Source organism: Franconibacter helveticus LMG 23732 (assembly GCF_000463115.2).
Taxonomy (GTDB): domain Bacteria; phylum Pseudomonadota; class Gammaproteobacteria; order Enterobacterales; family Enterobacteriaceae; genus Franconibacter; species Franconibacter helveticus.
This window is the reverse complement of sequence record NZ_AWFX01000038.1, coordinates 137,971-152,620: the sequence shown is the minus strand read 5'-3', so window position 1 is coordinate 152,620 and position 14,650 is coordinate 137,971. Positions and strand designations below refer to the sequence as shown.

General features: G+C 55.9%; 12 protein-coding genes and 2 pseudogenes. 11 read left to right on the top strand and 3 right to left on the bottom strand.

Translation table 11 applies throughout. The features are described 5' to 3' along the window. Positions 1-4 precede the first annotated feature (4 nt). Positions 5-145: a 50S ribosomal protein L34 gene (gene rpmH, locus DW56_RS21615; protein WP_000831330.1), complete on the bottom strand. Its 141-nt coding sequence runs from the start codon at positions 143-145 to the stop codon at positions 5-7. Positions 146-756: 611 nt separating this feature from the next. On the opposite strand from rpmH, the gene dnaA reads away from it, so the two are divergent. From dnaA to yidA, 5 genes are all read left to right on the top strand, one after another. Then, positions 757-2,145, top strand: coding sequence for a chromosomal replication initiator protein DnaA (dnaA, locus tag DW56_RS09705; protein WP_024551387.1), 1,389 nt, complete (start codon positions 757-759; stop codon positions 2,143-2,145). 4 nt (positions 2,146-2,149) lie between these two features. Further along, positions 2,150-3,250, top strand: coding sequence for a DNA polymerase III subunit beta (dnaN, locus tag DW56_RS09700; RefSeq protein ID WP_024551388.1), 1,101 nt, complete (start codon positions 2,150-2,152; stop codon positions 3,248-3,250). Continuing rightward, a complete protein-coding gene (recF, locus tag DW56_RS09695; RefSeq protein WP_024551389.1) occupies positions 3,250-4,323 on the top strand; it encodes a DNA replication/repair protein RecF in 1,074 nt (357 codons plus the stop codon). The genes dnaN and recF overlap by 1 nt, the downstream gene beginning before the upstream one ends. 28 nt (positions 4,324-4,351) lie before the next feature. Then, positions 4,352-6,766 carry a DNA topoisomerase (ATP-hydrolyzing) subunit B gene (gene gyrB, locus DW56_RS09690; protein ID WP_024551390.1) on the top strand — a complete coding sequence of 805 codons (2,415 nt, stop codon included), beginning with the start codon at positions 4,352-4,354 and terminating at the stop codon, positions 6,764-6,766. A 170-nt stretch (positions 6,767-6,936) separates the two neighbouring features. Further along, the gene (gene yidA / locus DW56_RS09685; RefSeq protein WP_024551391.1) at positions 6,937-7,749 is read left to right on the top strand and encodes a sugar-phosphatase; all 813 of its coding nucleotides are present in this window, start codon (positions 6,937-6,939) and stop codon (positions 7,747-7,749) included. A 117-nt stretch (positions 7,750-7,866) separates the two neighbouring features. On the opposite strand, the gene DW56_RS22865 is transcribed toward yidA, so the two are convergent. Together DW56_RS22865 and DW56_RS21610 are read right to left on the bottom strand one after the other, a co-directional pair. After that, positions 7,867-8,025 carry a type I toxin-antitoxin system Hok family toxin gene (locus tag DW56_RS22865; protein WP_049292914.1) on the bottom strand — a complete coding sequence of 53 codons (159 nt, stop codon included), beginning with the start codon at positions 8,023-8,025 and terminating at the stop codon, positions 7,867-7,869. Further along, a pseudogene (locus DW56_RS21610) lies at positions 7,985-8,143 on the bottom strand (DUF5431 family protein); the annotation flags it as partial. The pseudogene DW56_RS21610 and the gene DW56_RS22865, both read right to left, overlap by 41 nt. 372 nt (positions 8,144-8,515) lie before the next feature. On the opposite strand from DW56_RS21610, the gene dgoR reads away from it, so the two are divergent. The 6 genes and pseudogenes from dgoR to DW56_RS09655 form a co-directional block, all read left to right on the top strand. Then, positions 8,516-9,205 carry a D-galactonate utilization transcriptional regulator DgoR gene (gene dgoR, locus DW56_RS09680; RefSeq protein WP_024553176.1) on the top strand — a complete coding sequence of 230 codons (690 nt, stop codon included), beginning with the start codon at positions 8,516-8,518 and terminating at the stop codon, positions 9,203-9,205. Beyond that, on the top strand, positions 9,202-10,086 hold the full coding sequence (locus DW56_RS09675; protein ID WP_024553177.1) for a 2-dehydro-3-deoxygalactonokinase: 885 nt from the start codon (positions 9,202-9,204) through the stop codon (positions 10,084-10,086). The genes dgoR and DW56_RS09675 overlap by 4 nt, the downstream gene beginning before the upstream one ends. Continuing rightward, positions 10,070-10,687: a 2-dehydro-3-deoxy-6-phosphogalactonate aldolase gene (locus tag DW56_RS09670; RefSeq protein WP_024553178.1), complete on the top strand. Its 618-nt coding sequence runs from the start codon at positions 10,070-10,072 to the stop codon at positions 10,685-10,687. The genes DW56_RS09675 and DW56_RS09670 overlap by 17 nt, the downstream gene beginning before the upstream one ends. Continuing rightward, positions 10,684-11,832 (top strand): galactonate dehydratase, encoded by a 1,149-nt coding sequence (dgoD, locus tag DW56_RS09665; protein WP_024553179.1) that lies wholly within the window; start codon positions 10,684-10,686, stop codon positions 11,830-11,832. The genes DW56_RS09670 and dgoD overlap by 4 nt, the downstream gene beginning before the upstream one ends. Positions 11,833-12,136: 304 nt before the next feature. Next, positions 12,137-13,473, top strand: a pseudogene (locus DW56_RS09660) (MFS transporter). 148 nt (positions 13,474-13,621) lie between these two features. Next, positions 13,622-14,650, top strand: a 1,029-nt coding sequence (locus DW56_RS09655; protein WP_035889820.1) for an MFS transporter, incomplete at its 3' end; no start/stop codon positions are given.

Genomic DNA, 14,650 nt, shown 5'->3' with positions numbered 1-14,650 from the left:
TTTATTACTTGGAAACGGTCAGACGAGCGCGGCCTTTAGCACGACGACGTGCCAGAACCTGACGACCATTTTTAGTAGCCATACGAGCACGGAAGCCGTGAGAACGGTTGCGCTTCAGTACAGACGGTTGAAAAGTGCGTTTCATGGCGATTTCTACCTAAACTTGAATAAATTCACTGACTTTGCATAAGGGCGAACGGACAGCCGAACGTCTGGCGGCGAAGTCAAGGATGATTAAAGAGGCCGGATTGTAATAATTGTACACTCCGGAGTCAATTCACTTTCCTTATTTCCCGCGCCGTCGCGCCCGTTTTTTGAGCAATTAACGCGCAGAAATTAAGCCCTCTGACTGCGGGAACCGCAGCGGGTGGGAAATTATACGGGCTCAGAGGCAAAGCGCAAGGATCCACCGGGATCTTAATGCGATCGGTCAGGGCTTTTTTTCGCGATCGCCATTTAATTTTCCGATATGCCGTCTAAATCGCGCCGCAGGGTTGAGAGGATCGTTTACACTTAATCGGCCCGGCGCGTCCCTGTGGATAAATCATGAAGAATCTGTGAGAAACAGAAGATCTCTGGCTCGCTTTAGGCTATGATCCGCGGTCCCGATCGCGATCCCCGGATCGACTGCCTCGGGTTAAAACCGCAAATAGCGGTTCGCATGCTTCCCGTTTCGGGGTTTGATCCGCATGTGTCAACAATCATGAATGTTTCAGTCTTCGTCTTTTATCGACTTTTGTTCGAGTGGAGTCCGCCGTGTCACTTTCGCTTTGGCAGCAGTGTCTTGCCCGATTGCAGGATGAGTTACCAGCCACAGAATTCAGCATGTGGATACGCCCCCTACAGGCGGAACTGAGCGATAACACGCTGGCTTTGTATGCGCCAAATCGTTTTGTGCTCGATTGGGTAAGGGACAAATACCTTAATAATATCAACGGACTGCTTAATGATTTCTGCGGCACCGACGCGCCGCTTCTGCGTTTTGAAGTCGGCAGCAAGCCGGTCACTGCACAGGCGGCCGCGCCGGTAAATGCTGCGGTGAAGCCTGCGCCTGTCGCCGCGCCGGTCGCCCCGCCTGCCCGCCCGAGTTGGGATAACGTTCCCGCGCCGGCGGAGCCCTCCTACCGCTCGAACGTCAACGTAAAGCATACGTTTGATAACTTCGTGGAAGGTAAATCGAACCAGCTGGCGCGCGCGGCGGCGCGTCAGGTGGCGGATAACCCCGGCGGCGCTTATAACCCGCTCTTCCTTTATGGCGGTACGGGCCTCGGTAAGACTCACCTGCTGCATGCGGTGGGCAACGGCATTATGGCGCGTAAGCCTAATGCCAAAGTGGTGTATATGCATTCCGAGCGCTTTGTGCAGGACATGGTAAAAGCGCTGCAAAACAACGCTATTGAAGAGTTCAAACGCTATTACCGTTCGGTAGATGCGCTGCTTATCGATGATATTCAGTTCTTCGCCAACAAAGAGCGTTCGCAGGAAGAGTTTTTTCATACCTTTAACGCGCTGCTGGAAGGCAATCAGCAAATCATCCTGACTTCAGATCGCTACCCCAAAGAGATTAACGGCGTGGAAGACCGTCTGAAGTCTCGTTTCGGCTGGGGCCTGACGGTGGCTATCGAGCCGCCGGAACTGGAAACCCGCGTGGCGATCCTGATGAAAAAAGCCGACGAGAACGACATTCGTCTGCCGGGCGAAGTGGCCTTTTTCATCGCAAAACGCCTGCGCTCCAACGTGCGAGAGCTTGAAGGGGCGCTGAATCGCGTTATCGCCAACGCCAACTTTACCGGGCGGGCGATTACCATCGATTTTGTGCGTGAAGCGCTGCGCGATTTGCTGGCGTTGCAGGAGAAGCTCGTCACCATCGACAATATTCAGAAGACGGTGGCGGAGTATTACAAAATCAAGGTCGCAGACCTGCTTTCCAAGCGGCGCTCCCGCTCGGTTGCGCGTCCGCGGCAGATGGCGATGGCGCTCGCCAAAGAGCTGACCAACCACAGTTTGCCTGAGATTGGCGACGCGTTCGGTGGCCGCGACCATACCACCGTGCTGCACGCCTGCCGTAAAATTGAGCAGCTGCGTGAGGAAAGCCACGATATCAAAGAAGATTTTTCCAATTTAATCAGAACACTCTCTTCGTGACGCTATGAAATTTACCGTAGAACGTGAACATTTATTAAAGCCGCTGCAACAGGTTAGCGGCCCGCTCGGTGGCCGCCCGACATTGCCTATTCTCGGCAACCTGCTGTTGCAGGTCGCCGACGGCGCGCTGTCATTAACCGGCACCGATCTGGAAATGGAAATGGTGGCGCGCGTAGCGTTGTCGCAGCCGCACGAGCCCGGCGCCACTACGGTGCCGGCGCGTAAATTCTTTGATATCTGCCGTGGCCTGCCGGAAGGGGCGGAAATTGCCGTGCAGCTGGAGGGCGACCGCATGCTGGTGCGCTCCGGGCGCAGCCGTTTCTCGCTTTCCACGCTGCCGGCGGCGGATTTCCCGAATCTGGACGACTGGCAGAGCGAAGTGGAGTTTACGCTTCCTCAGGCGACCATGAAGCGGCTTATCGAAGCCACGCAGTTCTCCATGGCTCATCAGGATGTGCGTTACTACTTAAACGGCATGCTGTTTGAAACCGAAGGCGAAGAGCTGCGCACGGTCGCGACCGACGGCCACCGCCTGGCGGTCTGTTCGATGCCCATTGGTCAGCCATTGCCAAACCATTCGGTGATCGTGCCGCGTAAAGGGGTGCTGGAGTTAATGCGTATGCTGGACGGCGGCGAAAACCCGCTTCGCGTACAAATTGGCAGCAATAATATTCGCGCCCATGTAAACGATTTTATCTTTACCTCCAAGCTGGTGGATGGCCGCTTCCCGGATTACCGCCGCGTGTTGCCGAAAAACCCGGACAAAACGCTGGAAGCGGGCTGCGATCTGCTCAAGCAGGCTTTTGCCCGCGCCGCCATTCTTTCCAACGAGAAATTTCGCGGCGTGCGCCTTTACGTGAGCGAGAACCAGCTTCGCATTACCGCCAATAACCCTGAACAGGAAGAAGCGGAAGAGATTCTGGACGTCACCTACGGCGGAACGGAAATGGAAATCGGCTTTAACGTAAGCTACGTGCTCGACGTGCTGAACGCGCTTAAGTGCGAAAGTGTGCGTATTCTGCTGACCGATTCCGTCTCCAGCGTACAGATTGAAGACAGCGCCAGCTCCTCGGCGGCTTATGTCGTTATGCCTATGAGACTCTGATGTCGCTTTCACGCTTGTTGATCCGCGATTTTCGCAACATCGAAAGCGCGGATCTCGCTCTCTCTCCCGGCTTTAACTTTCTGGTTGGCGCCAACGGCAGCGGCAAAACCAGCGTGCTGGAAGCCATTTACACGCTGGGTCATGGGCGGGCCTTTCGCAGCCTGCAAATTGGACGGGTTATTCGCCACGATCGGGAAGCGTTTGTTCTGCATGGCCGCTTGCAGGGAGAAGAGCGGGAAATTTCCGTTGGCTTGACCAAAGATCGCCTGGGCGAAAGCAAGGTGCGCATCGACGGCACCGACGGCCATAAAGTGGCGGAGCTGGCGCACCTGATGCCGATGCAATTAATTACCCCCGAGGGGTTTACTTTGCTCGGCGGCGGCCCCAAATACAGAAGAGCATTCCTTGACTGGGGATGCTTTCACAACGAGCCGGGTTTTTTTGTCGCCTGGAGCAACTTAAAACGCCTGCTAAAGCAGCGCAACGCCGCGCTGCGCCAGGTCACCCGCTATGAACAACTTCGTCCCTGGGACAAAGAGCTGGTGCCGCTGGCGCAACAGATAAGCCAGTGGCGAGCCGATTACAGCGAAGCTATCGCCAGTGACATGGCCGATACCTGCGCGCAATTTTTACCTGAATTCAAATTAAGCTTCTCTTTCCAGCGCGGCTGGGAAAAAGAGAGCGATTACGCCGATGTGCTGGAGCGCAGCTTTGAGCGCGACCGGCTGCTGACCTATACCGCGCACGGCCCGCACAAAGCCGATTTCCGCATCCGCGCCGACGGCGCGCCGGTGGAAGATACGCTGTCGCGAGGACAGCTAAAGCTGCTGATGTGCGCGCTGCGTCTGGCGCAAGGGGAGTTTCTTACCCGTGAAAGCGGGCGACACTGCCTTTATCTGATAGATGATTTTGCCTCTGAACTCGATGATGTCCGCCGTGGTCTACTGGCGAGCCGCTTAAAGGCTACCCAATCCCAGGTGTTTGTCAGCGCGATAAGCGCTGAACATGTAATGGACATGGCGGACAAAAATTCGAAGATGTTCGCTGTCGATCAGGGTAAAATAACGGATTAACCCAAGTACAAATGAGCGAGAAACGTTGATGTCGAATTCTTATGACTCCTCCAGTATCAAAGTCCTGAAAGGGCTGGATGCGGTGCGTAAGCGCCCGGGCATGTATATCGGCGACACGGATGACGGCACCGGTCTGCACCATATGGTATTTGAGGTGGTGGATAACGCTATCGACGAAGCGCTCGCGGGTCACTGTAAAGATATCGTCGTGACAATCCATGCCGATAACTCGGTGTCGGTATCGGACGATGGTCGCGGCATCCCGACCGGCATTCACCCGGAAGAGGGCGTTTCGGCGGCGGAAGTTATCATGACTGTGCTCCACGCGGGCGGTAAGTTCGACGATAACTCCTATAAAGTTTCCGGCGGTCTGCACGGCGTGGGGGTTTCGGTAGTAAACGCCCTGTCGCAGAAACTGGAGCTGGTGATTCGCCGCGAAGGCAAAGTGCACCAGCAAACTTACGTGCACGGCGTGCCGCAGGCGCCGCTGGCGGTTACCGGCGAAACCGAACAAACCGGTACGCAGGTGCGTTTCTGGCCAAGCCTTGAAACCTTCACCAACGTCACCGAATTTGAATATGAAATTCTGGCCAAGCGTCTGCGCGAGCTGTCGTTCCTGAACTCCGGCGTTTCTATTCGTCTTCTCGACAAGCGCGACGGCAAACAGGATCACTTCCACTACGAAGGCGGCATCAAGGCGTTCGTTGAGTACCTCAACAAGAACAAAACGCCGATTCACCCGAACATCTTCTATTTCTCTACCGAGAAAGACGGCATCGGCGTGGAAGTGGCATTGCAGTGGAATGACGGCTTCCAGGAAAACATCTACTGCTTTACCAACAATATTCCGCAGCGCGACGGCGGTACGCACCTTGCAGGCTTCCGCGCGGCGATGACCCGTACGCTGAACGCTTACATGGATAAAGAAGGCTACAGCAAGAAAGCGAAGGTCAGCGCCACCGGCGATGACGCCCGTGAAGGCCTGATTGCCGTTGTTTCCGTAAAAGTGCCGGACCCGAAATTCTCCTCACAGACCAAAGACAAGCTGGTCTCTTCGGAGGTGAAATCGGCGGTTGAGCAGCAGATGAACGAACTGCTGGCGGAATACCTGCTGGAAAACCCGAACGACGCGAAAATCGTTGTCGGTAAAATTATCGATGCGGCCCGCGCCCGTGAAGCAGCCCGTAAAGCGCGTGAAATGACGCGCCGCAAAGGGGCGCTGGATCTCGCTGGCCTGCCGGGCAAACTGGCGGACTGCCAGGAGCGCGACCCGGCGCTTTCTGAACTCTACCTGGTGGAGGGTGACTCCGCAGGCGGCTCCGCCAAACAGGGCCGTAACCGTAAAAACCAGGCGATTCTGCCGCTGAAAGGCAAAATCCTGAACGTTGAGAAAGCGCGTTTCGACAAGATGCTCTCTTCTCAGGAAGTGGCGACGCTTATCACCGCGCTCGGCTGCGGCATCGGCCGCGATGAGTACAACCCGGACAAGCTGCGCTATCACAGCATCATCATCATGACCGATGCGGACGTCGACGGCTCGCATATCCGTACGCTGCTGTTGACCTTCTTCTATCGTCAGATGCCGGAAATCATTGAGCGCGGCCATGTGTACATCGCTCAGCCGCCGCTTTACAAAGTGAAGAAAGGCAAGCAGGAGCAGTACATTAAGGATGATGAAGCGATGGATCAGTACCAGATCTCCATCGCGCTGGACGGCGCTACGCTGCACACCAACGCCAGTGCCCCTGCGCTTGCCGGTGAAGCGCTTGAGAAGCTGGTGGCGGAATACAACAGCGCGCAGAAGATGATTAACCGTATGGAACGTCGCTACCCGCGCTCGCTGCTGAAAGAGCTGGTTTATCAGCCAACGCTTGCCGAAGGCGATCTGTCTGACGAAGCGAAAGTCACCCGCTGGGTTTCCGCGCTTATCACCGAGCTGAATGAGAAAGAGCAGCACGGCAGCGTGTGGAAATATGATGTTCGCGAAAACAGCGAGCAGGGGATGTTCGAGCCGGTTGTGCGCGTGCGTACTCACGGCGTGGATACCGATTATGTTCTCGACCACGAGTTTGTCATCGGCGCAGAATACCGTCGTCTGTGCACGCTTGGCGAGAAACTGCGCGGCCTGATTGAAGAAGATGCGTTTATCGAGCGCGGCGAGCGCCGTCAGCCGGTAGCGAGCTTCGAGCAGGCGCTGGACTGGCTGGTGAAAGAGTCCCGCCGCGGCCTGGCTATTCAGCGTTACAAAGGGCTGGGCGAGATGAACCCGGACCAGCTGTGGGAAACCACCATGGACCCGGAAAGCCGCCGCATGCTGCGCGTAACGGTAAAAGACGCCATTGCCGCCGACCAGCTTTTCACCACGCTGATGGGGGATGCCGTCGAGCCGCGTCGCGCCTTTATCGAAGAGAACGCCCTGAAAGCGGCGAATATCGATATCTAAGCGAATCGGTCATCAAAAATACCGCCTCCGGGCGGTATTTTTTTATGGGGACATTCGATCGCTGTGCTGTGCTTGCCATAAGCCCGTTCTTTCATTCGAAGCGACGCCCTGTCTTTGTGAGCCGAATCGTGCCAGGATGAAAAACGAAACCCATCACTTAAAAGAATGCTATGTCCATAAAACTCATTGCCATCGATATGGACGGCACGCTGCTGCTGCCGGATCACACTATTTCTCCTGCGGTAAAGGAGGCGATTGCCGCCGCCCGCGAGCGCGGCGTTAACGTGGTTCTGACGACCGGACGCCCTTACGCCGGGGTCGAAAATTATCTGCGCGAACTGCATATGAACCAGCCTGGCGACTACTGCATCACCTACAACGGCGCGCTGGTGCAGAAGGCGGCGGATGGCAGCACGGTGGCGCAAACCACGCTGAGCTATGACGATTACCGTTACCTTGAGCAACTTTCCCGCGAAGTCGGCTCGCATTTTCATGCGCTTGACCGGACCACCCTCTACACCGCTAACCGCGATATCAGCCGTTATACGGTGCACGAATCTTTTGTGGCCACTATCCCGCTGGTCTTCTGCGAAGCGGAGAAAATGGACCCGAACATGACCTTTCTGAAGGTGATGATGATCGACGAGCCGGATATTCTTGATAAAGCCATTAGCCGCATCCCGCAGGAAGTAAAAGAGAAGTACACGGTGCTGAAAAGCGCGCCATATTTCCTGGAGATGCTTGATAAGCGTGTAACCAAAGGCACGGGCGTGAAGTCGCTTGCTGAAGCGCTGAATATTAAGCCCGAAGAGGTCATGGCGATTGGCGATCAGGAAAACGACATCGCCATGCTGGAATACGCAGGCGTTGGCGTGGCGATGGAAAACGCCATTAGCTCGGTGAAGGAAGTGGCGAATTTTGTCACCAAAACCAATCTCGAAGATGGTGTGGCGTACGCCATTGAGAAATTTGTTCTGCATTAAACGCAGCGGAAATAAAAAAGGCTGCCAGCGTAAACTGACAGCCTTTTTAACAAGCGCTTGCGGTATGCCTGACGCCATCCTTTCCGAAAAGGCGGGGATGCCCCCGCCTCCAGATTGCTACTTACCGGAGCCGCAAGCCATGCTTGCCGCAACCTCCCTGAATCCGTCTTTATAGCGAATTTCGCAAAGCGATTCTCGTAATAAAGAGGTGAGTATTAATAGCGTTATACAGACGATTAATAAGCACCAGATCGCGGCAGTTCGCGGCAGTTTCATAGCTTTCTTCTCCTTGCCTTGCGGCGGGTAAGAGGCTATCCTGATGTTGTCGGACATCGGAGTGAGCCTCGTTGGTTAATGAAAATTGGCCTTCGGGGCTTTCTTCTTTCTGCCTCACAACATGTACCGACTCCGTGAGGCAAAAAGCCTCAAGCGCCGCCGCTATTCTACCGCCTTCATTTTCGCCATCACCACCAGAACCATGCGGGCGTTTTACTGAATTTTTCTTAGTAAATCCTGTGCTTACGTTAGCGATTTCACTACTGGTCGATTCATAAATAAGCCCCGTCAATAAAACGGGGCTTTTTTATATGTTCTGTAAAATGGATTGTCTTTTTTGTGATCTGGATTGTAGTACAACTGTTATTTATTGTACTACATTCACCCTATCAACAATTCAGCCTGCTTCACGTTTGTACTGCAAAAGAGAGGCGAAAAGCGGCAACCACGGTAAAGTAAGGGGCATTACCCTTTGTTTTAAGGAATCACTATGACCCTCACGAAAACCGACCGCATTATCGTCACGCTGGGTCGCCAGATTGTTAGCGGAAAGTATGCCCCGGGTTCGGCACTGCCAGCGGAGGCGGAACTGTGCGAAGAGTTTGAGACCTCGCGCAATATCATTCGCGAAGTTTTCCGTTCGTTAATGGCGAAACGGCTGATTGAGATGAAGCGCTATCGCGGCGCGTTTGTGGCGCCCCGCAACCAGTGGAATTTTCTTGATACTGAAATTCTGCAATGGGTGCTGGAGCATGACGATGATCCCCGGCTTATCGCGGCGATGAGCGAAGTGCGAAACCTGGTCGAGCCGGCCATTGCCCGTTGGGCGGCGGAGCGCGCCACCTCAAGCGATCTGGCGCAAATTGAGCTGGCGCTTAACGACATGATCGCCAATAACCAGAATCGCGAAGCGTTCAATGAAGCGGACATTCGCTATCACGAAGCGGTGCTGGCTTCGGTGCATAACCCGCTTTTGCAGCAGCTGAGCGTCGCTATCAGCTCTTTGCAGCGTGCGGTGTTTGAACGGACCTGGATGGGCGACGAGGCCAATATGCCGAAAACCCTCCAGGAACATAAGGCGCTGTACGATGCGATTCGGCATCAGGACGGCGATGCGGCGGAGCAGGCGGCGCTCACGATGATCGCCAGCTCTACCCGAAGACTTAAGGAAATCACATGACATCTCGCTACATCGCTATCGACTGGGGGTCGACCAACCTTCGCGCCTGGCTTTATCAGGGCGATAACTGCCTGGATAGCAGGAAATCAGAAGCGGGCGTTACCCGGCTTAACGGCAGAACGCCCGAAGCGGTACTGGCGGAGGTAACTGAAGGCTGGCGCGATGAAAGCACGCCGGTTGTGATGGCAGGCATGGTCGGCAGCAACGCAGGCTGGAAAATCGCCCCTTATTTGCCTTGCCCGGCCCGCTTCGCGGAATTTGGCTCGCAGCTCACCACCGTCGCCAGACAGGTTTTTATCATTCCCGGCCTCTGCGTACAGCGTGAAGATAACCGCAATGTAATGCGCGGCGAAGAGACGCAGCTGCTCGGCGCCCGTTCGCTGCAACCCGCGCCGCTTTACATCATGCCCGGCACCCACTGCAAATGGGTACAGGCAGACAGCGAGCAGGTCCAGGATTTTCGCACCGTCATGACCGGCGAGCTGCATCATCTTTTACTTAAGCACTCGCTTATCGGCATGGGCTTGCCGGAGCAGACGCTTAATGCCCCCGCGTTTCAGGCCGGGCTGGAACAGGGGCTTGAGACCGACGCGCCGCTGGCCCGTCTGTTCGAAGTGCGCGCAGGCCACGTGCTGGGCGATTTAGCCCGCGAACACGTCAGTGAATTTCTCTCGGGGCTGCTGATTGGCAACGAGGCGGCGAGCATGACCCGCCTCTGGCAGCCCGATCGTCAGCAGCCTTTAACTATCGTCGCCAGTCCGGCGCTCGCCAGCCGCTATCAGCAGGCGCTGAACGCGCTGGGCTACCAGGCGCAGGCGCTTGAAGGCGACGCCGCATTCCAGGCAGGCATAAGGAGCATCGCTCATGCAGTGGCAGAATAGACTTCCCCTCATCGCCATCTTACGCGGCATTAAGCCCGAAGAGGCGCACGACCACGTTGCTGCGGTTATCGACGCCGGGTTTGAAGCGGTGGAAATCCCGCTGAACTCGCCCGACTGGCGCACCAGCATTGCCGCCATGGTAAAAGCCTTTGGCGACAAAGCGCTGATTGGCGCAGGCACCGTACTGAAGCCGGAACAGGTGGACGAACTGGCGGAAATGGGCTGCCAGCTCCTCGTCACGCCCAATATTCAGCCGGAAGTGATCCGCCGCGCCGTGAGTTACGGCATGACGGTTTGCCCCGGTTGCGCCACGGCGACAGAGGCGTTTAACGCCATCGACGCTGGCGCGCAGTCGCTGAAAATTTTCCCTTCCGCCGCCTTTGGGCCGGACTACATCAAAGCATTAAAAGCGGTGCTGCCGCCGGAAGTCCCGGTCTTCGCCGTGGGCGGCGTCACGCCGGAAAACCTGGCGGTGTGGCTGAAAGCGGGCTGCGTCGGCGCAGGGTTAGGCAGTGATTTATACCGCGCGGGGCAAACCGTTGAGCGCACCGCGGAGCAGGCAAAAGCATTTGTTAAGGCGTATCGAGAGGCAGTGCAATGAAAATCACCAAACTAACGACATACCGTTTACCGCCCCGCTGGATGTTTCTGAAGATTGAAACTGACGAAGGCGTGGTGGGCTGGGGCGAGCCGGTCATTGAAGGCCGCGCCCGCACGGTAGAAGCAGCGGTGCATGAGCTGGGCGAGTACCTGATTGGCCAGGATCCGGCGCGTATCAACGACCTGTGGCAGGTTATGTACCGCGGCGGTTTTTATCGCGGCGGCCCGATCCTGATGAGCGCCATTGCCGGTATTGATCAGGCGCTGTGGGATATTAAAGGCAAAGTCTTAAACGCCCCGGTCTGGCAATTAATGGGCGGCCTGGTACGCGATAAAATTAAAGCGTACAGCTGGGTAGGCGGCGACCGTCCTGCGGAGGTTATCGCGGGTATCGAAACGCTGCGCAAAATTGGCTTTGATACCTTCAAATTAAACGGCTGCGAAGAATTAGGCGTGATTGATAACGCGCGAAAAGTGGATGCCGCCGTTAATACCGTGGCGCAAATCCGCGAAGCCTTCGGCATGGATATTGAGTTTGGCCTGGATTTCCACGGTCGCGTCAGTGCGCCGATGGCGAAAATATTAATTAAAGAGCTGGAGCCTTACCGTCCGTTATTTATTGAAGAGCCGGTACTGGCGGAACAGGCGGAATATTATCCCAAGCTTGCTGAACAAACCTCTATTCCTATTGCGGCAGGCGAGCGTATGTTCTCGCGTTTTGAATTTAAACGCGTGCTGGATGCAGGCGGCCTGGCCATTCTGCAACCGGATCTGTCGCATGCGGGCGGTATTACCGAGTGCTATAAAATCGCTGCGATGGCGGAAGCCTATGACGTGGGCCTTGCGCCGCACTGCCCGCTGGGGCCGATTGCGCTGGCTGCCTGTCTGCATGTGGACTTTATCTCGCGCAACGCGGTGTTCCAGGAGCAGAGCATGGGCATTCACTACAACCAGGGCGCCGAATTGCTCGACTTCGTGAAAAATAAAGACGATTTCAAAATGGAAGGCGGCTATTTCCATCCATTAATGAAGCCAGGCCTGGGCGTGGAGATCGACGAAGAGCAAGTTATTGAGCGCAGCCGAAATACGGTCGACTGGCGCAATCCTTTATGGCGGCATGATGATGGTTCGGTCGCCGAATGGTAATGCGCGTCATACTTCGCGCTGCAACGGCGTTGGCTGCGTTAATTCGCCCCAGTCACATAATTTATTATGCTGCCGGGGACTTATTAACTTGCCGCCTTGTTGCAACACGAATTATTTAGCGCATTGCGCGTCATACTTTGCGCTGTAACAGCGTTGGCTGCGTTAATTCGCCCCAGTCACAGAGTTTATTATGCTGCCGGGGAGTCATTAACTTGCCGCCTTGTTGCAACACAAATTATTTAGCGCATTAGCGTTAGTTTATTAAATAAAAAACGATTACATCACCCTCTGTAATTTACAGGGCATGGTGAGGGGCCTCGCCATGCCAAAATCCGGAGAATAAGTACTATGGATATTCCTGTAACCGCCGTGAAAACCGGGCGTCGGCGCTACCTGACGCTGGTGATGATCTTTATTACGGTCGTTATTTGTTATGTCGACCGCGCCAACCTGGCGGTGGCGTCAGCGCATATTCAGGAAGAGTTCGGCATCACCAAAGCGGAAATGGGCTACGTCTTTTCCGCTTTTGCCTGGCTCTATACCCTCTGTCAGATCCCGGGCGGCTGGTTTTTAGACCGCGTGGGTTCGCGCCTGACCTATTTCATCGCCATCTTCGGCTGGTCTGTCGCCACGCTGTTGCAGGGCTTCGCCACCGGATTAATGTCGCTGATTGGCCTGCGCGCCATTACCGGCGTGTTTGAAGCGCCCGCGTTCCCGACCAACAACCGCATGGTGACAAGCTGGTTTCCGGAACAGGAGCGCGCATCCGCCGTGGGGTTTTACACTTCCGGGCAGTTCGTCGGCCTGGCGTTTCTGACTCCGCTGCTTATCTGGATCCAGGAAGTGCTGAGCTGGCACTGGGTATTCATCATTACCGGCGGCGTGGGCATTATCTGGTCGCTGGTCTGGTTTAAGGTTTACCAGCCGCCGCGCCTGACCAAAAGCCTCAGCAAGGCGGAGCTGGATTACATTCGCGAAGGTGGCGGTCTGGTGGATGGCGACGCGCCAGCGGCGAAAACCGAGCGCCAGCCGCTGAGCCGCGCCGACTGGAAGCAGGTTTTCCACCGCAAGCTGATTGGCGTTTATCTTGGTCAGTTTGCCGTGACATCCACCCTCTGGTTCTTCCTTACCTGGTTCCCGAACTACCTGACGCAGGAGAAAGGCATTACGGCGCTGAAGGCGGGCTTTATGACTACCGTACCGTTCCTTGCCGCCTTTTTCGGCGTGCTGCTCTCCGGGTGGCTGGCGGACAAATTAGTGCAGAAAGGCTTCTCGCTCGGCGTGGCGCGTAAAACGCCTGTTATCTGCGGCCTTTTGATCTCCACCTGCATTATGGGCGCCAACTACACCAATGACCCGGTGTGGATCATGGTGCTGATGGCGGTGGCTTTCTTCGGCAACGGTTTCGCCTCTATTACCTGGTCGCTGGTTTCGTCGCTGGCGCCGATGCGCCTGATTGGCCTGACCGGCGGGGTGTTCAACTTTGTCGGCGGCCTTGGCGGCATCACCGTACCGCTGGTGATCGGCTATCTGGCGCAAGACTTCGGCTTCGCCCCGGCGCTGGTTTACATCTCCGTGGTGGCGCTGGTAGGCGCGCTCTCTTACATCCTGCTGGTGGGGGAGGTGAAGCGCGTGGGCTAAGGCCCGTTAAGGGACAAGGTTAAAACAGGCAAGGGAGCGCAGTAAAAGCGTTATCGCCCGGCGCAGCCGTTAACGTCTCGCCGGCGATAACCGTTTCAACATTATAACTAACCGGCCGCCATGAGCGGCCAGACGAGAGGGTTCTGCTATGAATACCGATCTGTACACTACGACCTTACGGCAGCTTAACGCAAAGATAATTCCCTTTATTATCATCTGCTACTTCGTTGCTAACCTCGATAAAACCAATATCTCCATTGCGGCGCTGCAAATGAACGCCGACCTCGGCCTGAGCGCCAGTATGTATGGCCTCGGCGTCGGGATGTTCTATATCTCCTACATCATTTTTGAAATTCCCAGCAACATCATCATGACCAAAGTGGGCGCGCGGGTCTGGATCGCGCGCATCATGATTACCTGGGGCATCGTCAGCGCCGGGATGTCGCTGGTGCAAACGCCAACCCAGCTTTATGTCATGCGCTTTTTACTCGGCATGGCGGAAGCAGGCTTTACGCCGGGCATCATTTACTACATCTCTTGCTGGTTCCCGAAAAGCAACCGCGCGCGGGCGATGTCTTTCTTTTATATGGGCTCAGTGATGGCGTCGATTATCGGCCTGCCGATTTCCGGCACCATCCTGAACATGCACGGCATCGCCGATATCGCAGGCTGGCGCTGGCTGTTCGCCATTGAAGGTATTCCGGCTATCGTGCTCGGCATTCTGGTGCTGTGGCGCTTGCCGCAGTCGCCGGACCACGCGGCCTGGCTCTCCAGCGAGCAAAAAGGCTGGTTGAAGGCGCAGCTGGAGCGCGATAACGCGGGCGTGGAAGTGGGCAAAAATCACAGCTGGCTGAGTGCGCTGAAAAACAAAACCGTGCTGCTGTTGAGCCTGGTCTGGTTCCTGCAAGCGTTTGGCTCTATCGGTATCACCCTTTTCCTGCCGCTCATCATCAAGAGCATGGCGAGCGAGCAGAGCAACATTGTGATAAGCCTGCTTTCAGCGGTGCCGTTTATTGCCGCCTGCTTGTTTATGTATCTTAACGGCCGTCACTCCGACACCACCAACGAGCGCTCCTGGCACCTCGGCCTGCCGCTGATTATCTCGGGCCTTTCGCTCGCCATCGCCATTTATTCCAGCAACCTGCTGGTGGCTTACGCGCTGCTGGTGCTGACGGTA